The organism is Bacillus sp. 3255, from assembly GCF_031456485.1.
In the GTDB taxonomy this organism is placed as follows: Bacteria; Bacillota; Bacilli; order Paenibacillales; family NBRC-103111; genus Paenibacillus_E.
On the sequence record NZ_JAVDUS010000003.1, the window covers coordinates 150,339 to 163,239 of the forward strand.

Annotated in this window: 7 protein-coding genes; 6 read left to right on the forward strand and 1 reads right to left on the reverse strand. The window is 46.3% G+C overall.

Features of this window, described 5'->3' with window-relative positions; translation table 11 throughout:
• The first annotated feature begins 551 nt into the window (after nucleotides 1-551).
• Entirely contained in the window at nucleotides 552-4,970 is a 4,419-nt protein-coding gene (locus tag J2X61_RS05535) for an OmpL47-type beta-barrel domain-containing protein (RefSeq protein WP_310186485.1), read from the forward strand.
• A gap of 257 nt (nucleotides 4,971-5,227) precedes the next feature.
• On the forward strand, nucleotides 5,228-6,844 hold the full coding sequence (locus J2X61_RS05540; protein ID WP_310186488.1) for an extracellular solute-binding protein: 1,617 nt from the start codon (nucleotides 5,228-5,230) through the stop codon (nucleotides 6,842-6,844).
• 11 nt (nucleotides 6,845-6,855) lie between these two features.
• Here the strand turns inward: J2X61_RS05540 and J2X61_RS05545 are convergent, their stop codons facing one another.
• Entirely contained in the window at nucleotides 6,856-7,011 is a 156-nt protein-coding gene (locus J2X61_RS05545) for a hypothetical protein (RefSeq protein WP_310186489.1), read from the reverse strand.
• On the opposite strand from J2X61_RS05545, the gene J2X61_RS05550 reads away from it, so the two are divergent.
• From J2X61_RS05550 to J2X61_RS05565, 4 genes are all read left to right on the forward strand, one after another.
• Nucleotides 7,010-7,900, forward strand: a complete 891-nt coding sequence (locus J2X61_RS05550; RefSeq protein ID WP_310186491.1) for an ABC transporter permease — start codon at nucleotides 7,010-7,012, stop codon at nucleotides 7,898-7,900. The two genes, J2X61_RS05545 and J2X61_RS05550, sit on opposite strands and share 2 nt — an antisense overlap.
• Nucleotides 7,901-7,972: 72 nt before the next feature.
• Nucleotides 7,973-8,797: a carbohydrate ABC transporter permease gene (locus tag J2X61_RS05555; protein ID WP_310186759.1), complete on the forward strand. Its 825-nt coding sequence runs from the start codon at nucleotides 7,973-7,975 to the stop codon at nucleotides 8,795-8,797.
• A gap of 76 nt (nucleotides 8,798-8,873) precedes the next feature.
• Nucleotides 8,874-11,180, forward strand: a complete 2,307-nt coding sequence (locus J2X61_RS05560; protein WP_310186494.1) for a helix-turn-helix domain-containing protein — start codon at nucleotides 8,874-8,876, stop codon at nucleotides 11,178-11,180.
• A 208-nt stretch (nucleotides 11,181-11,388) separates the two neighbouring features.
• Entirely contained in the window at nucleotides 11,389-12,894 is a 1,506-nt protein-coding gene (locus J2X61_RS05565; protein ID WP_310186495.1) for a spore germination protein, read from the forward strand.
• The last annotated feature ends 7 nt before the right edge of the window (nucleotides 12,895-12,901 follow it).

A 12,901-nucleotide genomic window follows, 5' to 3' on the forward strand; every position in this document is an offset into this window, starting at 1 on the left:
CGTTAACATACAAGGACTTCGTAATTTCTATTAGCCGGAAAAGACAATTCGAAGCAAGTCTTGAATCATAAGGCGAAGCTCATCCGAGCTCTTGGCGACAGTCTTATAACCGCGCAATCAGGGGGGCCGTTCGTGGGCCATCGATCCTGTCATGGCTGCACAGCTATGGAGCATTAGTGAAGATCTACTTCACCTTCCTCATGGAACAATTCCGGAGAAATCATAAATGATCGCAGTGTGCCGCGGCAGCTTCTGCGGTAGAAAGCCAAAGATAGCCGGCGACACCAACATAAATGTCTACAGATCCCCGTCATTCGGGGATTTTTTATTTCAAAGCATTTAAGGAAATGAGGGCATGCCTCGATTGTAGTTCATAAATGTATGATTTGTTCACTTCATGAAATCAGAAATATTCAGTATTTTATTGAATGTAGACTATGCTTGCGAGCACTTAGTCCCCTAGAATATAACCTGTGATGAAGGCGCTGCACAAAATTTGAAGAGATGGAGGACGCTGCTCTTACTACTCAATTCAGCAAAGGAGAGGGAAAATGGTACATAAAAAGTACAAGCTAATAGCATGCTTATTGCTGTCGACATTGTTAGTATCTCTTTGTCCATTCACATCCGTTTCAGCAGCCTCCGCGGCAACTGCGATTTATCTCCAAGATGATTTTGCGGATGGGGATTATACGGCTAATCCCGTTTGGACACCAACCTCCGGAACGTGGAAAGTCAGCCCTGATCCAGCGGATGCCAGTAATAAGGCATTGAATCAGACGGACACCGGTGAAGGGATCATAACCGCAGGAGATTCTACGTGGGCGGATTCAACCGTTACGATGCGTTTCAACACAGGAGCAGGCGGGGCTTTTCCAGGTATTCTGGCACGATTTCAGGACAATAGAAATTTTTATTATTTTCAAATGCAAACAACAAGTACTCTGGTTCTTTCCAAAAGGGTCAACGGTACGGACACGGTGATGAAAAGTCAAAGTTATGCACTAAGCAAAAATGCATGGTATACGTTAAAAATGGCAGTGGTCGGCAATTCCATTAGATGCTATATCGTGAATAATGGAATAGATAAGCTTATTTTTACCGAAACAGATTCGACCTTCACGAATGGCAAAATAGGAATTCGAAATAAATGGCAGTCCGTTTATGTAGATGATGTTAAGGTAACAGACGCGCCGCCAGTCAATACTTCGGTCATTCAATCCGACTCCCAGACGAATTCCTCAATCTCATTAGGCTGGGCTCCGGTTGAAGGAGCAACAAGCTATAATATTTACCGCTCAACGACATCAGGCAGTGGTTATACGTTTGTTGCCAACAGCCCGATTAACAGCTATATAGATTCGGGGCTGCTCTTTGATACAGCCTATTATTATAGAATCGCCTATTTATATGGAGGGTTGACGGAATCTCAATGGTCGTCTGAACGAAGTGTAAGGACGACCCCCGCGCCGCCTTCGGCTCCTACAGGGCAGACGGCTGCTGCCGTGAACTCGTCAAAAATCAATTTGAGCTGGACAGCAGCTGCTAAAGCAACCGGCTATAGGGTATATCGTTCATCAGCCGGTGAGAATACGTTCACCATTGTGTATGATGGAGCTGCGTTAAGCTACTCGGACACAGGACTAACACCAAACACAACCTATCATTATCAGATAACAGCTTACAATGCGATCGGGGAATCAGCAGCCGCTTCTGCACAGGCTGTTACCTATCGGTATGATGCTCCAGGCAGCTTTGCAGCTGCTTCAATTTCGGATACATCCGTGAAATTAACTTGGGACAACGTGCAGGGGACGTCAGTAACCTATCTGATTAGCAGGTCCTCAAGCGCTGCCGGTACCTATAATCAGGTTTACAGCGGCACGGATATGGAATTTACAGATACGGGATTAACACAAGGTACAGGTTATTTTTATAAAATCAATGCGGTTATCGACGGGGTTCCTTCATCTTCCTCCGAGCCTCTAGGTGTAGGCACTGTGAGAACAGCAATTACGCCTGGAACGGTATGGGCAAGCACGAATGGCAATCCGATTGATGCACATGGACCAGGGTTCATGTATGATCAAAAAACCAAAAAATACTACTGGTATGGCGAATATCATATCGGTGCGTGGCCTTCGGCGGGGGTGAGAGTCTACTCTTCCACGGATCTTTACAATTGGACTGACGAAGGTATGGCCTTAACGATGGTGAAATCCATGAGCGATTTTACAGACGATCCGTTCATCTCTAAACTTTATGCCGGCCGGACCGATACGTTAAATATCTGGGCTGATATCCGAACAGGCCGAATCATTGAAAGACCAAAAGTGATTTATAATGATAAAACAAAGAAATATGTCATGTGGGCTCATATTGACGGAGATAAAGACCCTTATAATAACAACGCCAACTATGGAAAAGCGCAAGCGGGTTATGCGATTAGTGATTCGCCTACGGGTCCGTTCATCTACCAGAAGAGCTACCGTATGGATCAGGCTCCACCGGGTCAGATCGATTATCAGCCTGGCAACCCAGGCATGGCACGCGATATGAATTTGTTTAAAGATGACGACGGTACGGCCTATCTCATCTATTCCAGCGAAGAGAATCTGACTATCTACATTTCCAAGCTGTTGGATGATTATTCGGATGTTGTGGGTTGGCACAAGGACGGCAATGTCGATGCGAATGGTCGACCTGTTCGTGATACAAGCTATAAGGCAGTTTACGGCCAAGACTATGTTAGAGTTTTCCCAGGTTCGCAGCGTGAGGCTCCAGCCATATTCAAATATAACGGAAAATACTATATGTTAACCTCCGGTGCGACAGGGTGGTCTTCGAACGAAAATAAATTCAGCGTTGCCGATCAAATGTTTGGGCCATGGTCAGCTCCGGTCAATCCATTTGTCAGAACATCATCATCGGATCCGGATCCTATGACAGCTTTTAAATCTCAAACAGCATCTGTTATTCCTGTTGACCCAGCGAAAGGGAAATTTATCTACGTGGGGGATGATTGGAATGGCGGACAATTTACGACGAACGGTGGGGCCAAATATGTATGGCTGCCGATCGAATTTGGTCAAGGTACGGATATTTCCATTCGCTGGCACAGCAGTTGGTCTACTGCATTATTAGACAGTATGGGGAAAATGGACACAAACCTTCAACTGCCTGAGGCTGTAGCAACCGGAACCGTATTGGATTTACCCAGCCAAATTGAAGTTATTCCAAGTGGCGCGGCAGCAGCAACGGCAACTTCTGTTACTTGGTCAGTGAACTCGCTGCCAATAACGGCGAATACATTTGCGCTTCCGGGTGTTTATACACTACAGGCCACACTTCCGCAGTTTAACAATAAAATGTTGCGTTTTAACATTTACGCAGTTCCTGATAAGACCATCTATGCTGTTAACAGCGGCGGTTATGCAACAAGTGATTACAGCCTAATGACATCCTACCTGCAGGACACACTTGTGAATCATAATGTTGTTGAACAAGCGTATAATTCGGCTGATTCAGTGCCTTGGGGTTATGTAGGAACGAATTCTAATTCTGCAGGCTCGGCCAGTGGCGATATGTTTTCAACACTCCGCTATTTGAATGGCGGCAATGTAAGCAACTCTCCGGCAGGTACGGACCTGACTTACAAGTTTACGGTTAAGAATGGGACCTACACCGTGTATACGGGCTTTAATGATATTTGGAATAATACAACTAGAAAAGCGGACTTATATATAAATGGGATTAAAAAGAATGCGATCACGTTTATATCCAATACGGTCTATGGCCATACGGTTAATGTAACGGACGGTACGCTCACCGTAACCGTGAGAAATACGGCGTCGCAGGATCCATTGATCAACTGGATGATGATTGTTGACGATTCCCAGACTCATAATCCCTTGAGGGGGCTTAAGGTAGATTCGACAACTTCCAATTCTGCCGCACTCTCCTGGCAAAAAGCTTTAGGAGCTACGTCCTATACGCTCTACAGATCAAGTCGCCCAGATGGAACTTATTCGCCTATATATCAAGGGAAATTAACATCCTTCACGGACAGCGGGATTGATCCTTCCGTTACCTACTACTACAAGGTCAGCCATACAAGCTTATCTGCAGAATCATCCATGTCTGATTCCGTTTCGCTATTATTGGATCAAACGAAGCCGGTTACCGAGCTTGTCGTGGCAGGAACCTCTCATAATGGATGGAACAACAGTGATATCGTAACACTACACGCATCGGATGATATGTCCGGCGTAGAGAAGACCCAGTACAAACTCAGTGAGAGTGAAGAATGGACGGATTATGACGGACCGTTTGCGCTGCCCAATGACGGAACCTATACCATACAGTATCGTTCCGCAGATAAGGCGGGAAATGTGGAGGACGCCAAGCTGCAGACTGTAAAGGTTGATACAACGCTACCTGACATAAAATTTGTCATCAATGGGAAGGAATTAATCGAGGGGGACTCCTTCGACGACAATCTGCCTTTAACCATTCAGGTATCTGATCAACTATCAGGTGTAGCTTCCGCCAGCATCAGCGTCAGTGATGCTGTATATGCGATAGATCTGGCTAAAGGAACAAGCATCGTCGTCGATTTCACAGGGAAGGTTAACAGCTATTCGGCAGCTATCGTGATTGAAGATTTTGCTGGCAATAAGCTTCAAAAGAATTTCCAATTCAATGTGACAACCAGCATAAAGGCTATGAATGATTTGTTGAGTCGCTATCAACCGCTCCTTAACAATGCATTAACATCTCAACTGAGCAATGCTCTTAGTCAAGCGCAGCATCAACTGACTAAGAATCGGCGGGATCAGGCTGCAAAGCATATGCAGGACTTCGTGAAACATCTTAACAATCCATCTTTAGGAATAAATGTAGACAGTAGCGTTAAGGTTATTCTCCAAGCAGATGCAAATGCATTGATCGAACTATGGTCAACGCAATAAGATTACAGAAAAGTCGCCTGTGTCGGGCGGCTTTTCTGTTATTTTGAGATTATCGTAATTTCGGTTAGCCCATCTTAAAAAATGATTAGCGTAAAAAATAAGGAAGGATTACCTAGTTAAAAGTTACATATTTCCAACTGACAGGATACATGTAATAGTAAGAACAGCAAGATTGAGCGATGAACTCTGATATCAGCAGATTCATCTTTGTCAGCCTTTCGCTATTGTGCATTCCATTTCAAGGAGGTAACAGAGGTATGATCGAGGTCACGAGAAAAAGATGGTTTTCGATAGGGACTGCGGGTATATTGTCCCTCGCTGTTCTCGCCGGTTGCAGCACCACTTCCACCACGACAGAGAAAACGTCTACCGATCAGCAAAAAGCTGCAGAGCCGCCAAGTTTGCAAACGCTTTCTTATTGGGTACCTTTAGCAAGTAACGTTGCGGCAACGCTCAAGAGCTTTGGCGACATGACGGTTTACCAGGAATTACAGAAAAAAACCGGGGTCACTGTTACGTTCCAACATCCGCCGGTAGGACAAGAGAAAGATCAGTTCAATTTGATGATTACAGGCAACAAGCTGCCGGATGTGATTGAATATGGCTGGACGGGCTATCCCGGCGGTCCGGAGAAAGCCATCAAGGACGGTAAGATTATTAAGCTTAACGATATAATTGCCAAAAACGCACCGAATTTGAAGAAGATTTTGGACACCAATCCGGAATGGAAGAAGATGATCGTAACCGACGATGGCAGTATCTACGGCTTTCCTTTCCTGCGCGGCGATGATTACTTGCTCGTCAGTAACGGGATCGCTTTACGCAAAGACTGGCTGGATAAGCTGAACCTGAAGATGCCGGAAACACTGGATGACTGGCATAACGTGCTGACGGCGATCAAGAAGACGGACTTGAACGGCAATGGCAAGGCGGACGAGATCCCGCTGCTGATTAGCAAAGGGGATATGACCGGCTCAATTCCGTTCCTGGGCTCGTTCGGAGTCAATTACGAGTTCTACCAGGTGAACGGCAAAGTGAGTTACGGTCCGACTCAACCGGAGTATAAACAGTTTCTGACTTTGATGAATCAATGGTACAAGGAAGGGCTCTTGGATCCTGATTTCGCTGTGACGGACAACAAGGTGAAGGACGCCAAAATAACGGGCAACCAGCTGTTCGCAACCACTATGAGCACAGGCTCCGGGATCGGTAACTATACGACGCTCGTAGGCAACAAAATTCCGGGCTTCAAGCTCGTTGCCTCGCCTTTCCCTGTTGTCAAAGCCGGGGATAAAAGGATGTGGAACGCCAAGACATACAACTACTCCGGCGGGATTGCAGCAGCGATCACCACCTCGAACACGAATCCGGAAGGGACGGCCAAATGGCTTGATTTCGCCTACAGCGAAGAAGGCAAAATGCTGTTCAATTTTGGAGTGGAGGACGTCTCCTATAAGAATGTCAATGGCTATCCGACCTATACGGATTCCATCATGAAGCCTAAGGACACGTCCGTCGCATTCGCGATGGCTCGTCATGTACGCGCCAACTTCAACGGACCGTTCGTGCAAGACAAACGGTACATGGAGCAGTACGCTGCACTGCCTGAACAGAAGGACTCCATCAAGATTTGGTCCGATGCCACGAATGAAAGAAGGATGCCTCAGGTTACGCCGACGGCGAGCGAGAGCAGCAAGTTCGCTTCGGCCATGAATGACATCAACACATATAAGGACGAGATGTTCAACAAATTTATTATGGGGGCGGAGCCGCTTGATAATTTTGACAAATATGTCAAGACGATTGAAGGGATGGGACTCCAAGAGGCCATTAAAATTCAACAGGCTGCTTTAGAACGTTATAATAAACGCTAGCTTTGAGCGGATCAGTGAAAGGTGCTTATCAGGGAGATGACCCGTTCATCTCTCTCTGACCATTTCATAGCGAAGAAGGAGGCATCGCGCTTGGAGACAATCAACACCGCCGCAAGCAGGGCCAGGAAGAAGGCTGCTTCTAGAAGGAGCTTATGGATAACTATCATGAGCGACCTAAGACGCAACAAGCTTTTATATTTGATGGTACTTCCGGTCATCGCCTATTATGTGATTTTTGATTACGGGCCCATGTACGGTCTTCAAATCGCATTCAAGGACTTCAGTCCTGGTGCCGGCATTTGGGGCAGTCCATGGGTCGGATTTGATCATTTTATTGAATTTTTTCAAAGCTATTATTTTTGGAGAATCATCCGCAACACCTTGCTCATCAATGTGTACGAGTTAATTTTCGGTTTTCCCGCCCCGATCATTCTTGCTTTGTTATTGAATGAATTGCGGAAGCAGGCGTTCAAACGAATTGTCCAAACGATCACCTATTTGCCTCATTTTATATCGGTTGTCGTGATTGTCGGCATGTTGGTCGATTTTTTGGCGAGAGACGGTGTTGTGAACCAATTGCTGTCCTTGCTGAATGTGACATCCAAGTCCTATTTATCCGAGCCGGAATGGTTTCGTTTTATTTATATTTCATCCGGCATATGGCAGCAGGTCGGATGGGGTTCCATTATTTATTTGGCCGCATTGTCGGCTATCGATCCATCGCTGTATGAAGCTGCCAAAGTGGACGGAGCGAGCAGGTGGAAACAAGTCATCCACATCAGCATTCCAGGCATTATGCCGACGATCATTATTTTGTTCATATTGAAGATGGGTTCGATGATGTCCGTCGGCAGCGAAAAAATATTGCTTATGTACAATCCGTTGACCTACGATACAGCTGACGTTATTTCGACCTTCGTCTACCGGAAAGGGATATTGGAAGCAAGCTACAGCTATACGACTGCCGTAGGACTATTTAACGCCGTTATTGCTTTTACCCTTCTGATTATTTCCAACAACTTAAGCAAGCGGGTAAGCGAGACCAAATTGTGGTGACCAAGGGGGAGAAGCAGGGTGGAAAAGCTATCTGTCGGTGAAAAATCGTTTCATGTGGTGAACGTAACTTTGATGACCATTCTTTGCTTTTTGACACTGTATCCATTCGTGTATGTCGCTTTCTCGTCCTTAAGCGATCCAGGCATGCTCGCGCAGCATCGCGGCCTCCTGTGGAAGCCGTACGGCATAAGTCTGGTCGCATACAAAGCCGTTTTTTCCAACCCGAGCATTTTGAGCGGCTATCGCAACACACTTTTTTACGTCGTTGTCGGAACGTGTTTTAATATGGTGATGACTGCGATTGGGGCGTACTTTCTTTCCAGAAGAAACGTCTTTTTCAAAAATGCGATTATGTTTATGATCGTCGTCACGATGTTCTTCCAAGGCGGTCTTGTTCCCAACTATCTTCTTGTCAGCAATTTAGGGTTGGTTGACACCGTGTGGGCGATGATTATTCCTGGAGCCATAAACACATGGAATTTGATCATTATGCGAACCTCGTTCCAAGCCGTGCCGGTCAGTCTGGAAGAATCCGCGAAAATGGACGGGGCCAGCGAATGGACGATCATGTGGCGGATTATTATTCCTTTGTCGATTCCGGTCATGGCCGTTATGGTGCTTTTTTATGCCGTAGGGCACTGGAATGCATGGTTCAATGCTTTGATTTATTTGCGCAACCGCGACCTGTTCCCGCTGCAGCTCATCCTGCGCGAGATCCTGATTACGAACAGCACGGATAGTTTAACGACGAATGCTGCGGGCGTAGATAAAATGCCGATAGGCGAAACGATCAAGTTTGCCACGATTATCGTTGCAACACTGCCTATACTTGTTCTGTATCCGTTCTTGCAAAAATATTTTGTTAAAGGAGTCCTGATCGGAGCACTGAAAGAATAGTTAAGAAAAGAAGGAAAATTGGAAGTTATTTCGAATAAAATATAACTATCTAAGACAATCAGAAGAGGTGACTCGTATGCGGATAATCAAACGGATTAATGGCAGCGCTTTCATCACCCTTTTGTTGTCTTATTTAGCTGTTTTCTTGTTCCCGCTGGTCCTGGGCTCGCTGCTTTACACGAAGACCAGCAACATTATGGTGGATAATGCCAACCATGCGAATCTTGCGATGCTCGATCAGTTCCGCCAAGTGATGGACAGCAAGGTTAACGATATCGAGCAAATGTCTCAGCAAATCGCTTTGAATTCAAAGCTGCAGTGGCTGCTGAATAACGCGGATACGGCAGAAATGTCTGACGCCTATAAATTTGTGGAGTTTGTATCGGATCATATGTCCCGCTATCAGAATGTAAGTAATTTCATAAACGATTATTATATCTATTTCGAAACGAACGACACGGTGCTGCTGCCGACAGCCAAGACAACGGCGGACACAGTGTTTAACCGGTTCTACCGCCCGGTCGGTTCCAGCTTTCATACATGGAGAAGCGGGCTAATAGATAGTCCTCATTACCAGGACTTTATTCCCGTTACGTATGAGACGTCTAGCGGCAAGATGGATACCATCACCTACGTGCAGACGCTGCCTCTCGGGGAATTGAGAGACATTCGCGGAGCGCTCGTTATTTTGCTGGATATGAATAAAATTCGCAGTATGCTGAGTGCAATCGAATCCGCCTACCAAAGCTCTGTGTTCATCCTAGATCGCCATGACCGGATCATTGTCGGGAAGGATAATGAGTCGTTTCCTTGGGGTCAATTCCAGCGCGAAGTCCAGGACGGGGTGCCATACGAATATAAGGATCATGGTGTCGATAAAATGCTTTTACGCACGGTATCCGCGAGCAGCGGATGGAAGTATATGCTGATCATGCCTAAGGATATCTACCTTGAAAAGGTCAATACATTGAAAAATTGGATGATCACCCTGCTTCTGATCTGCCTGATCGGAGGAGGATTGGCCATCGGATTCTGGCTGCACCGGAATTACACCCCGCTGCGGGATGTCATTCGCGTGCTGCAGAAGGAGAGGCCGGGGCGGACGACACCGCTGGCCAATGAATACGAATTTATTCGGGAAACGATTCGAATGACGATCGATGAAGAGCGGGAACTGCGGCACATACTGTCCCAGCAAACGCCTGTCATTCAAGCAAGCTTCCTCTCGCGCTTCGTACGAGGGCAAGTAGACGTTTCCCGAATGACAGAAGAATCGCTCCGGTTTATGAACATACGCTTCATCTCGGAATATTTTGCTGTCATCTTAATTGATATCGCCGATTTCAGCCGTTTCAGCACCGATCAATCGGAACGGCAGTGGGCGCTGACGCGGTTTATTATTTCCAACATTGCCAATGATCTGATTCATGAGCGCGCTTGGGGGTACTCGGTAGATTTGGATCAGAACCGTATCGCGCTGCTTATCAATTTTTATGATGGAAGGCATGATGCATTGCAGGAGCTGGACGACATCGCTGACAAACTCATGCAGGTCATGGAAATGAAGTTCAAAACCTATATGACGATTGCGATCGGGGATATGCGCGAAGGCATGCACGGGATCGGCGAATCCTACTTCGAAGCGCTTAGCGCTCTGGATTACAAAATCTACAAGGGCCATAGCGCGATCATTCGTTACCAAGATATTGCCGAAACGGACCGGCATTATTATTATCCGATTGAAACGGAAATGCAATTGATCAATTTTACCAAGAGCGGGGATGTAGAGAATGTCGATAAATTAATCGGCAATTTGTTCCAGGCTCATTTTGACCAGCGGCGAATCACGCCTGAATTAGGAAGAAGTCTGTTCAATAATATGGTGAGCACCATATGGAAAATAATTAATCCGATGGATCCGTATTACTGCGATGTGTTCGGCGAAGGTTTCGATCCGATCAAAGAGCTGTCCGCATGTTCAACCTTCGAGGAGATGAAAGTCCAAATTCGCGGGTGGTTCCTCACGCTCTGCCGCTACTTGAACGAGAGCCGAAACCGCAATAGCCCGCTGCTGTCTGAGCGAATTATTAAATATATCGAGCAGCATTACGACGACGAAATGATAGGCTTGACGATGATCGCCGAGCAATTTCAATTAACACCGCCGTATTTGTCAGCACTTTTCAAGAAACAGACAGGAATGAATTTGACGGATTACTTGACAAGAGTCCGCATTGAGGAAGCCAAGAAGCTGATGAAGGACAAGAAGCTGACCTTTACACAAATTGCGAATAAAATCGGTTACTCCAGCGATATTGGGTTTATTCGTGTATTTAAAAAATACGAAGGAGTGACTCCTGGTAAATACCGCGAATCCTTGTAGCCATTTCAGCAATTCAGCTGCTGCGCACATATGGATTCTTGATTACGTTGAAAACACATCGTCCCCTACATGGCGGTGTGTTTTTTTGATTTCGAAATGTTGCGCCGCGGGAATGGGCTAGTTTGTGAATGCCCCATGCGCTATCCGCATATTTAAGACGGAAAAAGGAAAAATATAGCTATTGTTCAGTTCGGGGGGCTAGGAAGTGATGAAGTTTCGAAAAAAGATGCGGCGGGCGCCTGAATTCGACAGCATTCCCGAAGGTCTGGAGCCGCAGGAAGAAGAGAATCTCAGCTTAACTTCAGATCTATCGCAGAATGAGCAGGTATTCGGCAGTATTTTCCACGGGAACACGGACATCATTTACCGCCACATTCGCAAAGATGGGGAAGTCCGCTGGCTTGTCATTTATTTTTCTTCGCTAGTCGATGAAAAGGCAATGAACGATCATATTATCGCTCCCTTAGTCGCTGCTTCGACACAAAAAGAAGAAGGTACTTCCCAATCGGATGAAATGTGGGATGAGAACCTGATCTCAATTGGGAAGACGATGACTTCTCGCCAAGTATCCGAGATCATTCGGTATCTTCTAAATGGTCATGCGGCGATCTTCGCAAAAGGCACTCATACGGCGCTGGTCGCCCAGATCAGCGGGATTGCAAAGCGAAGCTTGGAGGAATCGTCGTCGGAGCCTGTGATTCGAGGACCCAAGGACGGCTTCATTGAGAACATTTACACGAATATCGGCCTGATCCGGAATCGGCTGAAAACCTCGCGGCTGAAAATGGAATCCATGATCATTGGGGAGCTTACGCAAACCAATGTCGTTATCACTTATATAACGGGGCTAGCGTCCGAAGAGATGATTGATTCCGTTATATCTAAATTGGCACAATCTCAAACGGACGGCATCCTGGAATCAGGCTATATCGAGGAGTTCATTGAGGAGTACTCGTTCTCTCCATTTCCGCAAGTGAATACGACGGAGCGTCCTGATGTCGTAGTGGCCGCCTTGCTGGATGGGAAAATCGCCATATTGGTCGATACGACGCCATTTGTGTTAATTGTTCCGATGACATTTTGGGGCGGCATGCAGGCCAGTGAGGATTTCTATAATCGGAAGCCCATCGCCACATTTGTCCGATGGATTCGGTTTTTTTTCATAACGATTGCCATTTTTGCTCCCCCGTTATATGTAGCCATTACGACCTATCATCAAGAGATGATTCCGACTAACCTCGTGCTCAGCATTGCCTCCTCCAGAGAAGACGTACCGTTTCCAGCTTTAATTGAGGCTTTGTTTACGGAAATTGTGTTCGAGGCGTTAAGAGAGGCGGGTATTCGCCTTCCTAAGCAACTCGGCTCCGCGATTAGTATTATCGGGGCTTTGGTCATCGGTCAAGCGGCTGTTGAAGCTGGCATTATATCTGCTCCGGTTGTCATTATCGTGTCCATCACAGGCATAGCCGCGTTTACGATTCCACGGTACAGCTTTGCAAACGGAATTCGATTGTTGCGGTTTCCCATGTTAATTTTAGCCGGGACTCTGGGGCTTTATGGCATTGTGCTTGGCTTTGTTGGCATTGTGATACACGTCATGTCACTTCGCTCCTTTGGTGTTCCTTACTTTTCGCCAATTTTCCCTTTTACCTGGAAGAGCTTGAAGCGGCTTGTGATGCGTCAGCCGAAAATCAAGAAACCGAGACCCAATTAAATGGTCA